Source organism: Nocardioides sp. (assembly GCF_047606145.1).
In the GTDB taxonomy this organism is placed as follows: domain Bacteria; phylum Actinomycetota; class Actinomycetes; order Propionibacteriales; family Nocardioidaceae; genus Nocardioides.
In genome coordinates this window covers 1-18,947 of the sequence record NZ_JASGET010000124.1, presented here as the reverse complement: position 1 = coordinate 18,947, position 18,947 = coordinate 1, and the positions used below count along the sequence as shown (strand labels likewise).

General features: G+C 69.9%; 18 protein-coding genes and 1 tRNA gene. 6 read left to right on the top strand and 13 right to left on the bottom strand.

What is annotated here, in order from left to right; genetic code table 11:
* Window positions 1-110: 110 nt before the first annotated feature.
* On the top strand, window positions 111-3,638 hold the full coding sequence (locus QM638_RS16375) for a (Fe-S)-binding protein (protein ID WP_415143557.1): 3,528 nt from the start codon (window positions 111-113) through the stop codon (window positions 3,636-3,638).
* A gap of 75 nt (window positions 3,639-3,713) precedes the next feature.
* Here QM638_RS16375 and QM638_RS16370 read toward each other — a convergent pair whose 3' ends face one another.
* Together QM638_RS16370 and QM638_RS16365 are read right to left on the bottom strand one after the other, a co-directional pair.
* The gene (locus QM638_RS16370; RefSeq protein ID WP_415143555.1) at window positions 3,714-3,950 is read right to left on the bottom strand and encodes a hypothetical protein; all 237 of its coding nucleotides are present in this window, start codon (window positions 3,948-3,950) and stop codon (window positions 3,714-3,716) included.
* 10 nt (window positions 3,951-3,960) lie between these two features.
* Window positions 3,961-5,703 carry a sodium:solute symporter family protein gene (locus QM638_RS16365; RefSeq protein ID WP_415143554.1) on the bottom strand — a complete coding sequence of 581 codons (1,743 nt, stop codon included), beginning with the start codon at window positions 5,701-5,703 and terminating at the stop codon, window positions 3,961-3,963.
* Between the two features lie 190 nt (window positions 5,704-5,893).
* On the opposite strand from QM638_RS16365, the gene QM638_RS16360 reads away from it, so the two are divergent.
* From QM638_RS16360 to QM638_RS16350, 3 genes are all read left to right on the top strand, one after another.
* Window positions 5,894-6,433: a toxin-antitoxin system HicB family antitoxin gene (locus tag QM638_RS16360; protein WP_415143552.1), complete on the top strand. Its 540-nt coding sequence runs from the start codon at window positions 5,894-5,896 to the stop codon at window positions 6,431-6,433.
* 114 nt (window positions 6,434-6,547) lie between these two features.
* Entirely contained in the window at window positions 6,548-7,372 is an 825-nt protein-coding gene (locus QM638_RS16355) for a DUF4097 family beta strand repeat-containing protein (RefSeq protein ID WP_415143550.1), read from the top strand.
* A 41-nt stretch (window positions 7,373-7,413) separates the two neighbouring features.
* Window positions 7,414-7,572: a hypothetical protein gene (locus QM638_RS16350; RefSeq protein ID WP_415143548.1), complete on the top strand. Its 159-nt coding sequence runs from the start codon at window positions 7,414-7,416 to the stop codon at window positions 7,570-7,572.
* Between the two features lie 21 nt (window positions 7,573-7,593).
* On the opposite strand, the gene QM638_RS16345 is transcribed toward QM638_RS16350, so the two are convergent.
* The 7 genes from QM638_RS16345 to QM638_RS16315 all read right to left on the bottom strand — a co-directional run bounded on the left by QM638_RS16345 (window position 7,594) and on the right by QM638_RS16315 (window position 12,699).
* Entirely contained in the window at window positions 7,594-8,502 is a 909-nt protein-coding gene (locus tag QM638_RS16345) for a siderophore-interacting protein (RefSeq protein ID WP_415143546.1), read from the bottom strand.
* A 238-nt stretch (window positions 8,503-8,740) separates the two neighbouring features.
* Window positions 8,741-8,923 carry a hypothetical protein gene (locus tag QM638_RS16340; RefSeq protein WP_415143544.1) on the bottom strand — a complete coding sequence of 61 codons (183 nt, stop codon included), beginning with the start codon at window positions 8,921-8,923 and terminating at the stop codon, window positions 8,741-8,743.
* Window positions 8,924-9,051: 128 nt separating this feature from the next.
* Window positions 9,052-9,627 (bottom strand): dCTP deaminase, encoded by a 576-nt coding sequence (dcd, locus tag QM638_RS16335; protein ID WP_415143542.1) that lies wholly within the window; start codon window positions 9,625-9,627, stop codon window positions 9,052-9,054.
* Between the two features lie 92 nt (window positions 9,628-9,719).
* Window positions 9,720-9,795: transfer RNA gene (locus tag QM638_RS16330), tRNA-Gly, on the bottom strand.
* Between the two features lie 126 nt (window positions 9,796-9,921).
* Entirely contained in the window at window positions 9,922-10,872 is a 951-nt protein-coding gene (locus tag QM638_RS16325) for a VOC family protein (protein WP_415143540.1), read from the bottom strand.
* A 46-nt stretch (window positions 10,873-10,918) separates the two neighbouring features.
* Entirely contained in the window at window positions 10,919-11,992 is a 1,074-nt protein-coding gene (locus QM638_RS16320) for a 4-oxalomesaconate tautomerase (protein ID WP_415143538.1), read from the bottom strand.
* Complete coding sequence (locus QM638_RS16315) at window positions 11,989-12,699, bottom strand: 4-carboxy-4-hydroxy-2-oxoadipate aldolase/oxaloacetate decarboxylase (protein WP_415143536.1); 711 nt, start codon at window positions 12,697-12,699, stop codon at window positions 11,989-11,991. Before QM638_RS16315 ends, QM638_RS16320 begins: the two co-directional genes overlap by 4 nt.
* A 377-nt stretch (window positions 12,700-13,076) precedes the next feature.
* On the opposite strand from QM638_RS16315, the gene QM638_RS16310 reads away from it, so the two are divergent.
* Window positions 13,077-13,748 (top strand): GntR family transcriptional regulator, encoded by a 672-nt coding sequence (locus QM638_RS16310; protein ID WP_415143535.1) that lies wholly within the window; start codon window positions 13,077-13,079, stop codon window positions 13,746-13,748.
* Window positions 13,749-13,839: 91 nt separating this feature from the next.
* Here the strand turns inward: QM638_RS16310 and QM638_RS16305 are convergent, their stop codons facing one another.
* The 4 genes from QM638_RS16305 to QM638_RS16290 are packed head-to-tail and all read right to left on the bottom strand — an operon-like array spanning window position 13,840 to window position 17,366.
* Window positions 13,840-14,700: an ABC transporter ATP-binding protein gene (locus QM638_RS16305; RefSeq protein ID WP_415143533.1), complete on the bottom strand. Its 861-nt coding sequence runs from the start codon at window positions 14,698-14,700 to the stop codon at window positions 13,840-13,842.
* A 19-nt stretch (window positions 14,701-14,719) separates the two neighbouring features.
* Complete coding sequence (locus tag QM638_RS16300; RefSeq protein ID WP_415143531.1) at window positions 14,720-15,514, bottom strand: ABC transporter permease; 795 nt, start codon at window positions 15,512-15,514, stop codon at window positions 14,720-14,722.
* Window positions 15,511-16,359 (bottom strand): ABC transporter permease, encoded by an 849-nt coding sequence (locus QM638_RS16295; protein ID WP_415143529.1) that lies wholly within the window; start codon window positions 16,357-16,359, stop codon window positions 15,511-15,513. The genes QM638_RS16300 and QM638_RS16295 overlap by 4 nt, the downstream gene beginning before the upstream one ends.
* Entirely contained in the window at window positions 16,356-17,366 is a 1,011-nt protein-coding gene (locus QM638_RS16290; protein ID WP_415143527.1) for an ABC transporter substrate-binding protein, read from the bottom strand. The genes QM638_RS16295 and QM638_RS16290 overlap by 4 nt, the downstream gene beginning before the upstream one ends.
* Before the next feature lie 220 nt (window positions 17,367-17,586).
* Here QM638_RS16290 and QM638_RS16285 point away from each other — a divergent pair, with 220 nt between their 5' ends.
* On the top strand, window positions 17,587-18,846 hold the full coding sequence (locus tag QM638_RS16285; RefSeq protein ID WP_415143526.1) for a C39 family peptidase: 1,260 nt from the start codon (window positions 17,587-17,589) through the stop codon (window positions 18,844-18,846).
* The last annotated feature ends 101 nt before the right edge of the window (window positions 18,847-18,947 follow it).

Below are 18,947 nucleotides of genomic sequence, written 5' to 3'. Positions count from 1 at the left end.
ATATCTCACTGCCACGCCGGGTGCACGGGGTCGGAACGCCTCACTAGAGTCCGACGCTGGGGCACGTGTACCCGCCGTGGCCGAGGACGACTCGAGGAGCTCTGCTCATAATGGTGCAAACGATCGCGATAGTGGTCGCGCTCGTACTGACCGTGGTGACCGTCTACCTGGTGGCCCGGGCGGTGCTGGGCATGGTCGGCGTCCTCCGGATCGGGTCACCCGTCTCCCGCAGCGACCACCCCGGTCGGCGCACGGTCACCATGCTCAAGGAGACCTTCGGCCACACCCGGATGTTCCAGTGGCGCTGGGTCGGGGTGATGCATTGGTTCGTCTACTTCGGCTTCCTGATCCTCTCCAGCGCCGTGGCGACCGGGTTCGTGCAGCTCTTCGACCCCAAGTGGCAGCTGCCGATCATCGGTCACTGGTTCGTCTTCGAGTGGGTCCAGGAGGGCATCGGCGTCCTCTCCACGATCGGCATCGTCTATCTGATCGTCTATCGGCAGCGGCACAAGCCGGCGCAGCTCGGGCGCGGCAGCCGGTTCTTCGGGTCCACCTTCTGGCAGGCCTACTTCGTGGAGTTCATGGCGCTGCTGGAGGGCGTCGCGATCCTGTTCATCCGCGGCGCCGAGCAGAAGTACGAGAGGTTGCATGCCCTGGAAGGTCACGCCGACCCCGACAAGGCGACCAACTTCCACTACCCGGTCGCGCACCTCTTCGGCGGCCTGTACGGCGACTCCGAGCACGCGCTGAAGTCGGCCATCATCGTGATCGCTCTCGTCAAGGTCGCCTCGGCACTGGTCTGGCTCGACGTGATCGCGCTCAACCTGACCATGGGCGTCGCCTGGCACCGCTTCACCGCCTGGTTCAACATCTGGTTCAAGCGGGAGGCCGACGGACGTACGGCGCTCGGTGCGATCAAGCCGCTGACCTCGGCGGGCAAGGCGGTCGCGCTCGATGACATCGACGATCTCGACGAGGACGCCACCCTCGGCGTCGGCACCATCCAGGACTTCTCCTGGAAGGGCATCCTGGACTTCACCACCTGCACCGAGTGTGGCCGCTGCCAGTCCCAATGCCCGGCCTGGAACACCGAGAAGCCGCTCTCGCCGAAGCTGCTGGTGATGGGGCTGCGCGAGCACGCGTACGCCGCCGCGCCGTACCTGGCCGGTGACGGCGAGCCGGAGGCCGGCACCCCCGCCGCCAAGGCACTGATCGGCACGTCGGAGGCGGATGCCGCCGTCGGCGCCGGCCCCGAGGTGACCGACTGGTTCTACAACCCCGAGGGCGCCGACTTCGTCATCGACTCCGACGTGCTGTGGTCGTGCACCTCGTGCGGCGCCTGCGTCCAGCAGTGCCCGGTCGACATCGAGCACGTCGACCACATCATGGACATGCGCCGCTACCAGGTGCTGGTGGAGTCGAACTTCCCGGCCGAGCTCAACGGGCTCTTCCGCGGCCTGGAGAACAACGGCAACCCGTGGAACATGTCCTCGCGCCAGCGGATGGACTGGGCCAAGGACCTGCCGTTCGAGGTCAAGGTCGTCGGCGAGGACATCGAGTCCCTCGACGAGGTCGACTGGCTGTTCTGGGTCGGCTGCGCCGGTGCCTACGAGGACCGTGCGAAGAAGACCACCCGCGCCGTGGCCGAGTTGCTCGACCTGGCAGGCGTCTCCTTCGGCGTGCTCGGGAACGGCGAGACCTGCACCGGCGACTCCGCCCGTCGCGCCGGCAACGAGTTCGTCTTCCAGGGCCTGGCGAACGCGAACGTGGAGACGTTCAAGGAGTTCAAGGTCAAGAAGGCCGTCACCACCTGTGCCCACTGCTTCAACACCTTGAAGAACGAGTACAAGGAGTTCGGCATCGAGCTCGAGGTGGTGCACCACACCCAGCTGCTGAACCGGCTCGTCCGCGAGGGCAGGCTCACTCCGGTGGCGTCCGGCTCGGGTGCGCACCAGCGCTCCATCACCTACCACGACCCGTGCTACCTCGGCCGGCACAACGGCGTCTACACCCCACCGCGGGAGCTGCTGCAGGTGCTGCCCGGCGCGGAGTACAAGGAGATGCCGCGCAACTCCGAGCGGTCCTTCTGCTGCGGTGCGGGTGGTGCCCGGATGTGGATGGAGGAGAACCTCGGCTCGCGGATCAACCGCAACCGCACCGACGAGGCGGTGGCCACCGGCGCGGACCAGATCGCCGTGGGCTGCCCGTTCTGCCGGGTGATGCTCTCGGACGGGCTGACCGCCGCCCAGGCCTCCGGCACCGCCCGCGAGGAGGTCGAGGTCCTCGACGTGGCACAGATGCTGCTCGCCTCGGTCAAGGGCGAGCAGGCCACCAAGCTGGCCCCCGGGGCGGGTACGACGACCACCCCCGCGCCGAGCACCCCGGCCGAACCCGCCGCTTCGGCCGCTCCCACCGCGCCGGCCGAGACCGTTGCGCCGGCCGAGACCGGGACGGGCGGTTCGTCGCTCTTCGACACCCCCGCCACCGAGACACCGGCCGACGCCTCCTCGCTGTTCGACACCCCGGCGCCGGCGGAAGCGACCGGCGGATCCCTGTTCGACACTCCCGCGCCGAGCGAGGAGGCACCGAGTGGAGGAGCCGGGTCGCTCTTCGACGTCGGCGGGTCGCTCTTCGACACCCCGTCCGAGCCGTCCGAGCCGCCCGAGCCCGCGCAGCCGGCCGACGAGACGGCCGACCGGCCGCGCATCGATCTCGGTGCCGGGGGCTCGCTCTTCGACGTCCAGGCCGACGAGCCCGCGGAGCCGGCACCGCCTGCCCAGGACGCGGCCGGCGAACAGGAGACCGCGCAGACACCGGTCGATCTGACCGGATCGCTCTTCGACGTGCCGGTCCAGGAGCCGTCCGCTCCACCCGCACCACCGCAGGCGGCGGCGCCGACGGTCGACCTCGGGGCCGGTGGGTCGCTCTTCGACATCCCCGCCGAGCCGGCACCCGAGTCGGCCCCGGAACCGGCACCCCCGTCGGTGCCCGAGCCGGCGACGGAATCAACGACCCCAGCGGCACCCGAGCCGGTGCCCGAGCCGGTGCCCAGCGAGGTGGACCTCGGTTCGGTCGGCTCGCTGTTCGACATCCAGGCACCGCCGGAGCCGGCGGCCCCCGTGCAGCCGACCGAGCCCCCCACGACTGCGCCTGCCGCGACGGAGGCAGCCACCGAGACCGCCGACGAGACCGCCACCGAGACCGCCGACGCCACCGAGACCGCTGCCCCGGAGTCGCCGGAGCCCTCAGACCCGTCCACGACCACGGCACCGGCACCGGCCGTGGACTCCGGTGCCGCACCGGTGGTCCGCACCGATGTCGACATCGCCTCGGTCGGGTCGCTGTTCGACATCGCGGCCCCCGACAGCACGGTCACCGCCCACCCGGTCGAGCCGGTCGAGCCGGTCGAGGCAGCCGAGGCAGCCGAGGCACCGGTGGCCGAGCCGACTTCGGCGGACCCGGCGGACCCGGACGAGGTCGCGACGGAAGCCGCGACCGAGGCCGTCGACCCCGGCGAGGAGGACGACACCGCACCGCCCGCGCCGGTCGCCACGCCGGAGCCCACCGCCTCGGGCGAGGCTCATACGCCGCGCACCGACGTGGACATCAACGCGGCGGACTCGCTCTTCGACCTCTGAGCCGGGTTCACCGCATGGGCCCGGGGCGACCCGTCGGCCCGAGCCCATGCGGCCCGAGCCGACGGCCCGGCACGCTCACTCCTTCTTCGACGACTCCTCGACCACGATCGGGCGCAGCCGCGCCCAGCCGACGAAGACCAACCCGACCCCGAACAGGATGATGCCCACCCACAGGTTGTCGTCCGGGTTGGTGCCGGCGGCTCCGCCTCCGCCGAACACCCAGGTCAGGAACAGGATCACGCCGTAGACGCCCAGCAGGGAGCCGATCACGGTACGGATGTCGAACAGGCCGGCGGTCTTCTTCTCGCTCATCGGGTCCTCCCTAGACCAGCGCGTTCAAGATGATGACGATCACCAGCGCGACCCCGGCCAACGGGACCGGTCGGCGATACCACGGATAGGAGTGCGCGTCGGCGTCGACCAGATCGCTTCTCGGCGTCTCGGAATAGACGAGCCCCTTGAGCTCGGCGGCCGGCTTGGGTGTCGTCCCCAGCGAGACCAGCACCGAGACGACCACGTCGACCACGAACGCGGCCCCGGCGGCGACGAAGGAGGCGCCCTGACCGCTCAGGTTGAGCACGCCGATGCTCCAGCTGCCGAAGGCGTCCTCGCTGAGGAAGGCCACCACGACCGCCGACAGCGTGCCGCAGACCAGGCCCACCCAGCCTGCCGTCGGGGTCATCCGCTTCCAGAACATGCCGACGATGAAGGTGGCGAACAGCGGCGCGTTGAAGAAGCCGAAGAGCGTCTGCAGGTAGTCCATCACGTTGCTGAAGTTGGACGCGAAGCCGGCGGTGAAGATGGCCACCACGGTCGCCACCACGGTGGCGATCCGGCCGATGCGCAGGTAGTAGTCATCGGGGCGGTCCTTGACGACGTACTGCTGCCACAGGTCGTAGGAGACCACGGTGTTGAACGCCGAGATGTTGGCCGCCATCCCGGCCATGAACGAGGCCAGCAGTGCCGCGATCCCGACCCCGAGCAGACCGTTGGGCAGCAGGTCGCGCATCAGGTAGATGAGCGAGTCGTTGTAGGTGACCCCATCGCCCGAGGATCCGCCCGGCACCGCATGACCGGTCTTGACCTTGACGATCTCGACCACGAGGACCGCGGCGATCATGCCCGGCAGGATGGTGATGAACGGGACGAACATCTTCGCGAACGAGCCGATGATCGGCGTGTTGCGGGCGTCGGTGATCGACCTGGAGGCCATCGCGCGCTGGACCTCGACGAAGTTGGTCGTCCAGTAGCCGAAGGAGAGCACGAAGCCGAGCCCGAAGACGATGCCGATCACCGACAGGAAGCCGGAGGAGAACCCGGTCAGGTCCACGCCCGGCCAGGAGTGCAGCTGATGGTCCGCGGACGGCACCACGCTCGGGTTGGCGGCGGCCAGCTCGGTGATCCGGTCCTTCAGACCGCCCCAGCCACCGACGCGGTGCAGACCGATCACCGTCAGGGGAAGCAGTGCGGCGACGATGACGAAGAACTGCAGCACCTCGTTGTAGATCGCGGCCTTGAGCCCGCCCAGGGTGATGTAGGAGAGCACGATCACCGCGGCGACGATCAACGCCACCCACAGCGGCCAGCCGAGCAGCGCATGCACGATGGCGCCGAGCAGGTAGAGGTTGACACCCGCGATGAGCAGCTGCGCGACCGCGAACGAGAGCGCGTTGACCAGGTGCGCTCCGGTACCGAACCGGCGCCGCATGAACTCCGGCACCGAGCGAACCTTCGAGCCGTAGTAGAAGGGCATCATCACCACGCCGAGGAACAGCATGGCCGGGATCGCCCCGATCCAGAAGTAATGGACGGTGGGTGCGCCGTATTCGGCGCCGTTGGCCGACATGCCCATCACCTCGACGGCACCGAGGTTGGCCGAGACGAAGGCCAGCCCGGTGACCCATCCGGGCAGTGACCGCCCGGAGAGGAAGAAGTCCACCGAGTCCGAGACGCCGCGGCTGGCCAGCCAGCCGATACCGAGCACGAATGCGAAGTAGACCACGACGATCAGATAGTCGACGGCGTTCGCCGAGATGATCGTGGCCAGTGGGGGGAGAGCTGACATGGCCGAGACCTTTCTGCCGAGCTTCGCCGGAGGCGACCGGCCATCCCACTTAACCACTCGACGGCGTGGCAGGCGACCGGTTCGCGAGCGTGTCTGAAGGTCGGCCACTCACCTGGCCGGCATCCGCGGCCACCAGTGTGATGTCACATGGTGCTTGACTTGACATCATCGTGATGTCACTATGGTGCGCATGGACATCACGCCGTACGTCGAGAGCCTCCGAGGCGACCTCCTGGCCGCCGCCGAGGCGGCCGGGCCGGAGGCGAAGGCGGCCACCGAGCGGCTCTCCTACGCCCTGGAGCCGGCCACCCGACTGGCCCTGATGGAGGCCGTCTCGCAGGCCGCCGCCGAGATCACCGCCGAGCTGCCCACCGGATCGGTCGACGTCCGCCTCTCCGGCCGGGAGCTGGAGTTCGGCGTCCACCTGCCCCCGGCCGAGCCGGTGACCAGCTCGAGTTCCGCCGTCGAGGAGGACGACGGGGACGAGGGCGTGACGGCTCGGATCACCCTCCGCATCCCCGAGGCCGTCAAGGCTCGCGCCGAGGAGGCGGCCGCCCGCACCGGCAGCTCGCTCAACACCTGGCTGGTCAACGTCATCCGCGCCGCCACCCGCGAGGGCGCCATCAACGTCGACGTCGACCTGTCCTCGCTGCCCCGGATCATCAACGACGCCATGACCGGATTCGACCCGGTCCGCGGCAAGGGCCGTCGGATGAACGGCTGGCTCTGACACCCAGATCGCACCAGTGACACCCCGAGGCTGATCGGAGCACCCGCACCGGCGACCGGGACGGCACCGCCGGTCCGGTGGATCAGCACACCCACCACACCGGAAGGCACCACCATGACCCGCTACACCTTCGACACCCCCGAGCACGCGAAGGTCTACGCCGAGCTCGAGAAGGGCCAGATCTCGGTGGAGGCCACCGAGACCACGACCACCACCGTCACCGTGACCGGCGAGGAACCCGACCGGGTCACCGTCACCGCCGACGGCGACGAGATCGCGGTGATCGGCCCCAAGGGCGGGACGTTCCTCGGCCTGGGCCGGCACGGCTATGCGGTGGCGATCCAGGTCCCCACCGGCAGCCAGCTGCGCGCCAAGACCGGCAGCGCCGACCTCGAGACCCGCGGCAGCCTGCTCGCGGTGTGGGCCCAGACCGGCTCGGGCGAGCTCGACCTGGATGTGATCACCGGCCCGACCCAGGCCACCACCGGCTCCGGAGACATCCGGGCCGACCGGCTGGAGGGACCGGTCCAGATCAAGACCGGCTCGGGCGACGTGCAGATGCGGACGCTGGGAGCGAGTGCCAACGTCTCTACCGGCTCGGGCGACGTACGGGTGGACTCGGCCCTCGGGGAGCTCCGCGCCAAGACCGGCTCCGGAGATCTCGTCGTCGGTGACGCCGACGGCGGCGTCCGACTGACCACCGGCTCCGGCGACCTGGAGATCAGCTCGGTGCGCCGCGGCCGGGTCGAGTCCAAGTGCGCCTCCGGCGACATCCGGGTCGGCGTGCCCGCCGGCACCCCCATCTGGACGGACATCACCACCGTCAGCGGCGACATCCGCTCACAGATCTCCGGCACCGGTGCCCCCACCGACGGGCAGGAGTACGTCGAACTGGTCGCTCACACCGTCAGCGGCGACATCACACTCGTCGAGCTGTAGATCCCACACCGGGCCGGTCCCGGCCGGAAAGGAACATCGACATGGACAGCATCCACGAAGCCATCGCCCGAGAGCTGCAGCGCGAACGCATCGACGCCGCGCGCAGTCGCCGGGTCCTCGCCGTACCGAAGCCCAGGCGGACCGCCCGGCACACCCTTGCCGCCTCGCTGCGCAGGTTCGCCGACACGATCGACTCCTGACCCGCCCGCCGCGGGCGGGCCTCAGGCCATCGCCACGCCTCGCCGCCAATAGCCCATGAAGGCGACCTGGCGTCGCGGCATCTTCACCTCGTTCACCAGTTGCCGGCGCAGCGCCGTGACGACCGCCGACTCCCCGGCGATCCAGGCGTACCAGCCGGCCGGGCCCTGCTGCTCCGGTCGCTGGGCCGGTGCCGCGTCGACCACCTCTCCGGAGGAGGAGTAGGTGGGCGTCTCCCACACGTCGGCGGTCGCCTCGTCGTCGCTGGCCCGATCGGCGTGATAGCCGAGGAGCTGGGCCACCGCCGCCACGGCGCGGGTGCCGACCTCGGCGCCGTCCCTCGGCAGCCAGCGCACCTCCACACCGGCCGGAGCGGCCAGCCGCTGGACGTCCTCGGCCACCGGCACCTCGAGGAGGGCGGTGCCCATCGCGTGCGCGGGAAGCGACCCCAGGATGGAGGCCACCGCCGGGACCGCCGTCTCGTCGCCGACCAGCAGCAGCCGGGATGCGTCCCCGGGTGCCCACTCGATGCCACCGAACTGCTCGCCCCTGCGAGGTACGACGACCAGCAGCTCATCGCCGACGCCGGCATCGGCGGCCCAGTCCGAGCCCGGCCCGTGGACCCCGGCGTGCAGCACGAAGTCGACCACGATGCCCACCTCGGCCCCCTCGCCACGGACCTCCCGGATGGTGTAGGTGCGCATGCTGCCGCGCTCGTCCTCCGGCATCGTCCGGTAGTCGTCCCACCAGCTGTCGCCGCGCAGGTCGGGCAGGACCCCGGAGGCCGGCGGCAGGATCAGCTTGATCCGCTGGTCGAAGGTGGGGCCGTCGACGCCGAAGTCGACCAGCTCCGGCCCGGCGAACTCGACCCGCACGAAGGAGGGCGAGATCCGCTCGATCGAGCGGGCGGCGACACGGGCGATCAACGGCATCAGGCGGCTCCATCCGACCAGGACTTCGAACAAAGACTTCGACCTGCCTCAGCCAGGTGTGGCTGGCCCGGCCGAGGCAGGTCGAATTGAGAGACATGCAACCTCGTCGCTGCGTGTCAGTTAGGCAAGGCTAACCTACAGGGCGATCGATGATGTGCCAACCCGGGGTCCACCCCTCGGCATGGCGTCCTCGTCTGTCTGGCCGCATCGGCGGGTGCCGCCGCGGGACGTGCGGCCCTCAGGCCGCGGCGGGCGGCAGATAGTCTCCGGGACGAGAGGCCGGTCGCTCGAAGGCGATCACGTAGCCGCTGGCCGCGGGTGCCGCATGGCCGGCGAGCGCCGTCCAGTCGATGGCGGTCAAGGACTCGTTGCTGGCCGCGGTGAGCGTGTTGGCTGGGGTGGTGGCGTATCCGATGTCCATGTGACCACGTTGTCCGCGGCTGCTGTGTCGCGGTTGTGAATCGGTCGTGAGGACCAGATGACCCGGCAGGACGTGGTTCGACGCGGCTCGCGGGCCCCGTCGGGCCCCACCCCTTGTCCCACATGTGCTCAGATCCTGGTGCGGTGGAAGCTCTGGTAGGAGCGCGACGGGGTCGGTCCGCGCTGCCCCTGGTAGCGCGAGCCGTACTCGCTCGAGCCATAGGGATGCTGGCTGGGCGAGGAGAGCCGGAAGAAGCAGAACTGACCGATCTTCATCCCCGGATACAGCTTGATCGGCAGGGTGGCCACGCTGGCCAGCTCCAGCGTGACGTGTCCGGAGAAGCCGGGGTCCACGAAGCCGGCGGTGGCGTGGGTGAGCAGCCCGAGCCGGCCGAGCGAGGACTTCCCCTCCACTCGGGCGGCGACGTCGTCGGGCAACGTCACCTGCTCGTAGGTGGACCCGAGCACGAACTCGCCGGGGTGCAGGATGAACGGGTCGTCCCCCTCCGGCTCGACCAGCCGGGTCAGGTCCGACTGATCGCTGGCGGGGTCGATATCGGGATACCGGTGGTTCTCGAAGACCCGGAAGTAGCGATCGAGGCGTACGTCGATCGAGGACGGCTGCAGCATCGACTCGTCCCACGGGTCCATGACGATCCGCCCGGACCCGAGCTCGGCGAGGATGTCCTTGTCACTCAGGAGCACGGGGCTAACCTACCGGTCGCGGGAGCGCGCAGCGACCACCGCTCACATCCCCGATACAACGAAGAACCCGCCGGTGACCAGCGGGTTCTTCATGGAGCGGATGACGAGATTCGAACTCGCGACATCAACCTTGGGAAGGTTGCGCTCTACCAACTGAGCTACATCCGCACGCGCGGAGGATGCTACCGCACGCCGTACGACGACGAGAAAGCGACGGGTCCTGCCGATCTGGCCACCTGCCGGCCCCGCTGCAGCCCTCGCCGTCCCGGCACCCCTGACATGCCGAGAGGGCGCTCAGTCCAGCGGCGGGGTGCCGTGGGTGTGGAAGGACTCGATGGTCTTCAGGCCCCAGGCCTGACCCTTGGCGCGCTCGGCCTCGGTCCAGGTGACCACCGGCCAGTCGGGCGCGAGCACCAGTCGGGTGAGCGGGTTGCACAGCTCGATCCGGTTGCCACCCGGCTCGTAGACGTAGAGGAAGAAGGTCTGCTGGATGGCGTGCTTGTGCGGCCCGGTCTCGATGAAGACGCCGTTGTCCACGCACAGGTCTGCACAGCGCAGGATGTCGTCCCGGCTGTCCGGGGCGAACGCGATGTGGTGCAGCCGCCCCGACGAGCCCGTCCAGTCCGCGGAGTAGACCACGTCGTAGGACTTGTGGGTGAAGGTGGTCCAGCGTCCGGAGATCTCACCGGTGTCCAGCTGGATCTGCTCGGTCGGCCGGGCGCCGAGCACCTCCTCCATGAAGGTGGTGTTCTGCACGACGTCGTGCGCCAGGTAGTTGACGTGGTCGAGCCGGCGTACGCCGATGCCGCGGTTGGGCTTGGCCTGCGGCTGGTTCTTCAGACCCGGCTTGAGCTCGTCCGGCGCGACGTACCACTCGGTCTCGTAGTAGAGCGCGATGTCGTGGCCGTCCGGGTCGCTGGTCAGGTACGTCGGACCGGTGCCGGCCACCCCGTCGGTCCAGCTGCCCGGCCTGCCGGACTCCTGGACCGCCTTGACCCTCGCCTCGAGCGCCTCCTGCGAGGAGGCGCGCAGCGCCATCCGGCGCAGCCCCGAGGTCTCGTGCCCGGTCAGGATCAGGCTGGTCCGCTCGTAGTCGTCGAAGGTGCGCAGATAGACCGAGTCACCCTCGCGCCCGGTCTCGGTCAGGCCGAGGATCTGGGTGAAGAACCAGACGCTCTTGTCCAGCTCCGGGGTCAGCAGCTCGACGTGAGCGAGGTGCGCGATGTCGCCCATCGGTGCGCGCATGTGTGTCTCCTCCAGGGTGCGGGCCCGGGAACGGGCCGATCGGTGGTCAGCGAACGGGGCCGGGATAGACGATCCCGTCGAAGAGCATTCGGGCGGTGCGTACGACGGCGGTCCGAGCGATCACCGGGTCCGGCCCGTCGCCGGGCGCGATCTCGACGTCGAGGAATCCGGTCGGGTGCTCGACCCGGACGCGGTCGCCGGCGGATCGCACCGCCAGCCCGTCGGCGACGGTGCCGGGCAGGACCGCTGCCGCGGCGATGCTCGCGGCACCGAGCACGCCGACCGCCTGATGCACCCGGACCGGGATGAAGCTCCGGGTGGAGATGCTGCCGCCCGCGTGCGGCTCGGCGACCAGCACGATCTTGGGCACGGTGGTGGCGTCGAGGTCGGGATCGAGCCCCATCGCGGCGACCGCGGCGGCACGGATCTCGCGCACCCGGGCGACCAGCTTGTCGTCGGCCTCCAGGTCGGCCGGGTCCTCGGTGCCGCTCACCCCGAGATCACCGGCGCGGACGATGACCGACGGCATCCCGTTGTCGATGCAGGTCGCGGCCACTCCGGCGAGTTCGTCGACCAGGTTCCCGGTGGGCAGCAGCGGGGCGGAGCCGGGTTCGACCATGATGCTGACCGGGGCCGCGGTGCCGGGCACGCCGGAGACCTCGGCGTCGCCGTCATAGGTCACCGCGCCGTCGGGCGTCTGCAGCCGGAGGGTGGCCAGGCCACCGGTGTTGACCAGCCGGATCCGGACGTCGCTGGTCTCGCCGGTCGCGGTCACCAGCCCCCGCTCGAGGGCGAAGGCACCCGCCGCGGCCAGGATGTTGCCGCAGGTCTGGGAGTCGGAGACGACCGGCTCGTCCACGACCACCTGGAGGAAGAGATAGTCGACGTCGGCCTCGGGGTCGGCCGAGACCGAGACCACGCCGACCTTCGAGGTCAGCGGGTGGGCGCCACCGACGCCGTCGATCTGGCGTGGATCCGGGCTGCCCATGATGCGCAGCAGCAGCGCATCCCGCTCGGTGCGGTCGGTCGGCAGGTCCTCGGCCAGGAAGAGCGCGCCCTTCGACGTACCGCCGCGCATCAGGGCGCAGCGCACGCCGGCCGCACGGCTGGACGCGGTCATGCCAGCTCCCCGGCGGCCTCCGCCTCGGCATGGGTGCGGTACTCGACGCCGAGGTCGGCGAGCAGCGGCCGCAACCCGTAGCGGTCGAGACCCAGCTGGCCCTCCTGGAAGGCAGCCCGGGTGGCCGCCTCCTTCTCCAGCCTGGCCTGCGAGGCGACGATGGTCTCGCCGATCTTCGCGCGGGGCACCACCACGACGCCGTCGTCGTCGGCCACCACGATGTCGCCGGCGGCGATGCGCTGGCCCGCGATGAGCAGCGGCAGGTTCACGTGGCCGGCGGTGGCCTTCACCGTGCCCTGCGCCGACACGTAGCGCGACCAGGCGCCGAAGCCCATCTCCCGCAGCTCCCGGGTGTCGCGGACCGCCGTGTCACTGATGACCCCGGGCACGCCGCGGTAGGAGAGCGCGGTGGCGAACAGCTCGCCGAACATCCCGTGGGTCGACGGAGCCGCCGAGCCCACCACCAGGACGTCGCCCTCACCGCACTGCTCGACCGCCGCATGGATCATCAGGTTGTCGCCCGGCCAGCACAGCGCGGTGACCGCCGGACCGGCGATGCTCAGGCCCTGCTGGATCGGGCGGATGTCGGGGCCGAGACTGCCGACCCGGCCCATCGCCTCGTGGATGGTGGCGACACCGTACTCACGCAGTTTCGCGACATCGGCCGGGTCGGGCCGCGGGACGTCGGTGACGATGAGGTTCTTCACTTCGCTCCTCCAGATTCCCCGTCGGCCGCTCAGGCGCGCCGGTCGCTGACCCGCGAGTGGGGCAGGCCGCACCGCAGGTGTTGCCGGACAGACCGAGGTCGGGCCGGCGCTCGGCTTGAAACAGTACGCCGCGGCGCTTGGCGAGCAGCGCCGACCAGGGTCTGCTCACGAGCGCTGTTCACCGGCGATCCTTCCTCGACGGGTCCGGCCGCTGACCGAGCGAGCGACCGGGACGGACGCGCCGAGCCTAGCGATCTTCGCACAAAATTGTCAACGATTTGATTGTCACTTGTGGGAACATGAGTGTCGCAAGCTCGGTGAGACTGTGTGCTCGCTAGGATTCCGACCAGATGTCCCGGCCCGGCGAAGGAGTGAGCGTGGCACCCAAGGCAGGTCGTCCCGTCACCCAGAGCGACGTGGCCGAAGCGGTTCGTGCGGCGATCCTGGCCGGCGACCTGGTCCCCGGTCAGCGCCTGGTCGAGTCGGAGCTGTCCGAGTCGCTGGGCGCCAGCCGTGGCTCGGTGCGCGCCGCGCTGATCGATCTCAGCCATGCCGGCCTGGTCGAGCGCATCGCCAACCGCGGTGCCCGGGTGCGCATCGTGAGCGTCGCCGAGGCGATCCAGATCACCGAGGTCCGGATGGCCGTCGAGGGCTTGTGCGCCGCGAAGGCGGCGATGAGGATCACCGACGAGCAGATCGCCGAGCTCCGGGCGGTCGGCGAGCAGATGAGATCGTGCGTGGAGAACGGGAACGTCGTCGGCTACTCCCAGCTCAACCAGCAGCTGCACGAGACGGTCATCAAGATCGCCGACCAGCCCGTCGCCGCCGAGGTGCTCGGCCGGCTGCGCGCGCGCAACGTGCGCCATCAGTTCCGGCTGGCCTTCCGCGCCGGCCGGCCCCAGGAGTCCCTGCCGCAGCACCTCGCCATCATCGAGGGGGTCTGCAAGCGGGACCCGGAGGCGGCCGAGGCGGCGGTGCGCGACCACATCGCCAGCGTCCTGGAGGCGCTGAGCGAGGCCGACGAGCCGGAGCGCAACGGACTGCTCTGATCGTCCCCTCCGGCCCGCCCGGCTCACGCCGCCCCGGTCCCGTCCATCCCGTCGCGGGGAGGGACGGGACCGGGGCCGACCGGCACCGACGTCAGTCCGTCTCGGGCCGGTATCCCTTCTTGGCCTGCTGCACCAGCTCGTAGACGTGGTGACGCAGCTCGCCGAACCGCGCCGAGGACCGGGTGCCGAGCTGGTCGCGCTCGTCGGGCAGGTCGATGGCGACGTCCTCGAGGATCACGGTGGGCCGGTTGGAGAGCACCAGCACCCGCTGTCCCAGATAGACCGACTCGTCGATGTCGTGGGTGACGAAGAGGACCGTGACACCGAGCCGGCGCCACAGCTTGCGAACCAGGTCCTCCAGGTCCGCCCGGGTCTGAGCGTCGACGGCGGCGAACGGCTCGTCCATGAGCAGCACGGACGGCTCATAGGCGACCGCGCGAGCAATGGCGACCCGCTGCTGCATCCCACCGGAGAGCTGCCAGGGGTGCTGAGCGGCGGACTCGGTGAGTCCGACCGCCTCGAGCGCCTCGTCGACCAGCCTGGTGCGCTCGGCCTTGCCGACCCGCTTCTCCTTCAGCGGCAGCTCGACGTTCTGCCGGACGGTCATCCACGGGAACAGGCTGCGGCCGTACTCCTGGAACACGATCGCCATCCCGGGCGGCGGCCCGGTGACGCTGGCCCCGTCGAGCACGACCTCGCCCGAGGTGCGGTCCAGCAGCCCGCCGATGCAGCGCAGCAGGGTGGTCTTGCCGGCTCCCGAGGGCCCGACGATGCAGACCAGCTCGCCTCGGCGTACCTCGAAGGTGAGGTCGCGGATGGCCTCGACCTCGTTGCCGGAGCCGCGGTAGATCTTCTTCAGCCCGCGTACGTCGAGGGCGACCTCGCCACCAGGGCGATCCGAGGGCCCGGCCGGCGAGCCGGCCTTGTGCAGGGTCGGTGAGTTCTCGGTCATGGGTTCCTTCCCAAGCGCCTCAGGCGCCACGGTCGGCCTGACGCAGGCCGCGATACCAGGCCAGTGCGTAGTGCTCGACGATTCGGTAGATCACGGACAGCACCACACCGATCAGACCGAGAACGATGATCCCGGTCCAGGTCTGGGCGTAGGCGAAGGCTCGCTGGAACTGGACGATGTCGGCGCCGAGTCCGCTGTTGGCGCCGTACAGCTCGCTGATCACCATCACGATGACGCCGATGGACAGCGCCTGCCGGGCGCCGGCGGCGACCTGGGGACTGGAGCCGCGCAGGATCTGTCGCAACCGGGTCTGCGGGCGCATCCGGTAGCTGCGGGCGGTGTCGGTGAGCACCTCGTCCAGGCCGCGCACCCCCTCGATGGTGTTCAGCAGGATCGGCCAGATGCAGCCGATCATGATCACGATGACCTTCGAGGTGGAGCCGGTGTAGCCGATGAACAGCGCGACCACCGGCACCAGCAGCGGCGGCGGGATGGCCCGGAAGAACTCCAGGGTGGGCTCGGTGAGCGCCCGCAGGCCGCGGGAGAGCCCGATCGCGGTGCCCAGCGCGACCCCGCAGACCAGCGCCAGCAGGTAGCCGATGCCCAGCCGCGCCATGCTCGGCACGACGTCGTGGGTGATCCGATCCCAGGTCCAGGTGTCCGGGAAGGTCTTCAGGATCGCCTTCAGCGACGGCCACAGCGGGTCGGTGCTCCCCGAGGAGGCGATCCACCAGATGGCCAACAGCACGACCGGCAGGGCCAGCGCGAAGAAGAGCTCGGCCAGCACGCTGCGCAACACTCGCGTCACACTCATCGGACCTCCTTGCGCACCGAGCTGTGCCAGCGCAGCGCGCGGCGCTCGATCGCCCGGGCGGCGAGATTGACCGCCACCCCGATCAGGCCGACCACGATGATCAGCGCGTACATCTTGGTGAGCGCCCCCGAGGAGTTCGCCGTCCCGATCAGCTTGCCCAGGCCCGGCGTACCGACGAAGACCTCCGCGGTGACCTCGATGATCAGCGCCACCGCGGCGGCCAGCCGGAACCCGGTCATCACGTACGGCAGCGCGGTCGGCCAGACCACCGTCCGTACGACGGCCCAGCGGCTGAACCGATAGGAGCGGGCGGTGTCGCGCACGACCGGGTCCACGTCGGCCACGCCGTAGAGCATCTGCACCAGGATCTGCCAGAACGAGGCGTAGACGACCATGATCAGGCCGGACTTGAAGGCCGGGCCGTAGAGCATCACCACGACCGGGATCAGCGCCACCGACGGGATCGGCCGGAGGAACTCGATGGTGGAGGCGGTCAGTCGGCGCAGGAAGGTGACGCTCCCGATCACGATGCCGAGGACGATGCCGGCGACCATCGCGATCAGCAGGCCGACCGCCCAGCCGCGCAGGGTCTGGAAGAACGCGGTCCAGAAGTCGCCCTGGCCGAGCTGACGTCCCAGCTCGGCCAGCATCTCGGTGACCGGCGGGAAGGCGTCCCGGTCCACCACGCCGGAGCGGGGCAACAGGTCGCCGAGCGCCACCACGATGAGCAGGCCGAGCACCCCCAACCCCAGGCTCTGGAACCGCTGCACGGACCGGAGCCCGGCCCTGGCGCGCGCGCCGGGTCGGGCTCCGGACCCTCGATCCTCGAGCGAGGCAGTCGTCATGGCAGCAGACTGGAGAGGTCGGGCACGGAGCTGATCAGGCCGTCCTCCTTCGCCAGGTCGGCCAGGGTCTGGATCGAGTCGGTGTTCAGCGTCGTCGTCCAGTTCGGCAGGATCAGGTTCTTCTGCACGCTCGCGTCGATGTCGGTGTAGGACGACAGCACCGACCGGACCTCATCGGAATGGGCCGCCGCGTAGGTGAGCGACTTGTTCATCGCGTCGGTGAACTCGGTGACCACCTCGGGGTTCTTCTCCGCGTAGTCGGAGGAGGTGAAGTACTCGGCGACCGCGAGGTTCTTCGCGGTGGCGACGTAGTTCGACCCGATCTGGCTGTCGCCGGCGTCGAGCGCGGTGGTCAGGAACGGCTCGACCACCTGGCCGGCGTCGACGTCACCGGACTTCACCGCGGCGATGATGTCGGGGAAGCCGAGCTCGACGTACTTGATCGTCGAGGGGTCGCCGCCGTCCTTGCGCACCATCTCGTTGACGGTGGTGGTGTTGATGTTGTTCAGCGTGTTGACGGCGACCTTCTTGCCCTCCAGGTCCTTGGGGCGGGTGATCGAACTGCCCTTGGCCACGATGACGGCGCCGAAGTCCTTGCCGTCGGTGTCACCGGCGTTGACACCGGCGGTGACCACCTTGAGCGAGATGTTCTGCGAGGCCGCCAGGATCAGCGACGTGGTGTTGGAGAAGCCGAACTGGTACTTCCCGCTGACCACGGCGGGAACGATGTCGGCGCCGCCCTGGGCGGTCTGCATCTTCACCTGCAGGCCCTCGTCGCTGAAGAAACCCTGCTTGATCCCGAGGTAGATCGGGGCCACATCCACGATCGGAATGACCCCCACCGTGACGGTCGTGCTGCTCCCGCTGGACCCGGACGATTCTGTCGACGTGGCTGAGGTGTCGTCCGAGCCGCTGCTGCCGCAGGCGGCCAGCGCGAAGCTCAGCCCCAGCGCCAGTGTCGCGGCCACGCGCCGCTGAAGGCGACTGCGAGTGATGAACCGGTGCATCGAGATCTCCTCTTCTTCGGCGCCCCGGTGACGGAACGGGGCGTCTGTGGCAGCAAGTGTGAGGGATGCAACACCAGATTGTAAACAATTTCTTAGTTCAATTTGCGTGACAGTGACCTCGGCGCCCGATCGACACGCGTCGGGCGGGTGTGGCTCGAGTGATCGAGTGTGAAGTGTGAGAGCCTGATCGGGGAGGAACTCGACGCTCGGGAGAACCCTCATGGATCTTCGACACCTGACCGCCCTGGGTGCGGCATCAGCACTCGCGACCACCTTGCTCCTGCCCGGCGCCGCCGACGCGACCCCGGCCAGCGGGACGGCTCAAGCCGCTCAAGCCGCCCAGGCCGGCGGGGTCGACCGGATGGCCACCCAGGCGGCAGATCACCCGACCTACCGCGCGCGAACCGCCTCGGCGGCCGGTGCGACCGCGCTGACCCCGGCCACCCGTCGGGCGATCGATCGGATGGTACGGGCGGACCGGCGAGACGCCGTGCCGGAGCATGCTCGCCTGCTGCCGCGGGCCGCGCTGGCGCGGGTGGCGCGCACGGCGGTGCACTGTCACACCTTCGAGGGCCAGCGCTACTGCGTTGGACTCGGCTGGACCTCACGCTCCCCCGCCCAGGTCGGTGACGACCTGGCCGAGCGGGTCGCCGCACGTCGTACCGGCACCGACACCGGCGACCTCGGCCCGCGCGCCACCCTGCTGCGCCTGCTGTCCGGTACGCCGGGCCAACGGGCCCGCCGCGAGCGCGCGGAGCTGACCGCGGCGGCCCGGGCGGTCGCCAAGGTCTGGCTGCTGCGCCACCAGGTCCAGGGAGTGCCGCTGCCGGCCGGGTTCCTGGCCCGGCACCCCGAGGCGCGCGCGAGGTCCACCGAGCTCGCCCGGCACCGCTCATCGGCCTCCGCGAAGGCCTATCCGCAGCGCGCGACGGTGCTCTCCACCACCCGGGTCTCCGAGCAGCACCGGACCTACTGGTGCGGCCCGACGACCGCGCAGATGATCGTGTGGGGCTGGACACACGAGAAGCGTTCACAGAAGCACTGGGCGCGCCGGCTCGGCACCACCACCGCCGGCAGCTCGATCAGCGACATGGTCCGGGTGGTCAACAACAACACCGGCTGGGACAAGCCCTCCTACGCCGGGAAGTACATCGTGCTCGACATCGGCGACTGGTCCGCCAAGCAGTGGTGGCGGCTGATCAAACGACACATCAGCACCTACCGCGCCCCGGTGGTCCTGCATCCGATCCTGCTCAAGAAGTACTTCCCCTACCTCGACGACGACGGCTCCGGCCACTTCCAGGTCGGGCGCGGCTACGACAACCGCGGCAAGAAGACGAACCTGATCGGCTACTTCGAGCCGTGGAACCAGCAGCGCTTCGACCCCTCCGAGCCCTACATCGCCCGGGTCCAGTGGCGCTCCGGAGCGCGCAGCTACCGAGCGAACGAGGCGCATCCGATGCACGACATCGGGGTGTGATGCGCCGCGTCGCCGTCGGCGTGCTCGCCGCGCTGGTCGCGGGTATGGCGCTCGCCGGCTGCGGCGCAGGCACGGGCGGGTCCTCCGGCCCGGCCGGCTCG

Excerpts from the sequence above, each read along its gene's own strand:
- QM638_RS16300 (WP_415143531.1), bottom strand. The coding sequence starts at position 15,514 with ATGAGTGTGACGCGAGTGTTGCGCAGCGTGCTGGCCGAGCTCTTCTTC.
- QM638_RS16340 (WP_415143544.1), bottom strand. The coding sequence starts at position 8,923 with ATGGACATCGGATACGCCACCACCCCAGCCAACACGCTCACCGCGGCC.
- QM638_RS16370 (WP_415143555.1), bottom strand. The coding sequence starts at position 3,950 with ATGAGCGAGAAGAAGACCGCCGGCCTGTTCGACATCCGTACCGTGATC.
- QM638_RS16365 (WP_415143554.1), bottom strand. The coding sequence starts at position 5,703 with ATGTCAGCTCTCCCCCCACTGGCCACGATCATCTCGGCGAACGCCGTC.
- QM638_RS16375 (WP_415143557.1), top strand. The coding sequence starts at position 111 with ATGGTGCAAACGATCGCGATAGTGGTCGCGCTCGTACTGACCGTGGTG.
- QM638_RS16320 (WP_415143538.1), bottom strand. The coding sequence starts at position 11,992 with ATGACCGCGTCCAGCCGTGCGGCCGGCGTGCGCTGCGCCCTGATGCGC.
- QM638_RS16295 (WP_415143529.1), bottom strand. The coding sequence starts at position 16,359 with ATGACGACTGCCTCGCTCGAGGATCGAGGGTCCGGAGCCCGACCCGGC.
- QM638_RS16345 (WP_415143546.1), bottom strand. The coding sequence starts at position 8,502 with ATGCCGTTGATCGCCCGTGTCGCCGCCCGCTCGATCGAGCGGATCTCG.
- QM638_RS16350 (WP_415143548.1), top strand. The coding sequence starts at position 7,414 with ATGGACAGCATCCACGAAGCCATCGCCCGAGAGCTGCAGCGCGAACGC.
- QM638_RS16285 (WP_415143526.1), top strand. The coding sequence starts at position 17,587 with ATGGATCTTCGACACCTGACCGCCCTGGGTGCGGCATCAGCACTCGCG.
- QM638_RS16325 (WP_415143540.1), bottom strand. The coding sequence starts at position 10,872 with ATGCGCGCACCGATGGGCGACATCGCGCACCTCGCTCACGTCGAGCTG.
- QM638_RS16290 (WP_415143527.1), bottom strand. The coding sequence starts at position 17,366 with ATGCACCGGTTCATCACTCGCAGTCGCCTTCAGCGGCGCGTGGCCGCG.
- QM638_RS16355 (WP_415143550.1), top strand. The coding sequence starts at position 6,548 with ATGACCCGCTACACCTTCGACACCCCCGAGCACGCGAAGGTCTACGCC.
- QM638_RS16360 (WP_415143552.1), top strand. The coding sequence starts at position 5,894 with ATGGACATCACGCCGTACGTCGAGAGCCTCCGAGGCGACCTCCTGGCC.
- QM638_RS16305 (WP_415143533.1), bottom strand. The coding sequence starts at position 14,700 with ATGACCGAGAACTCACCGACCCTGCACAAGGCCGGCTCGCCGGCCGGG.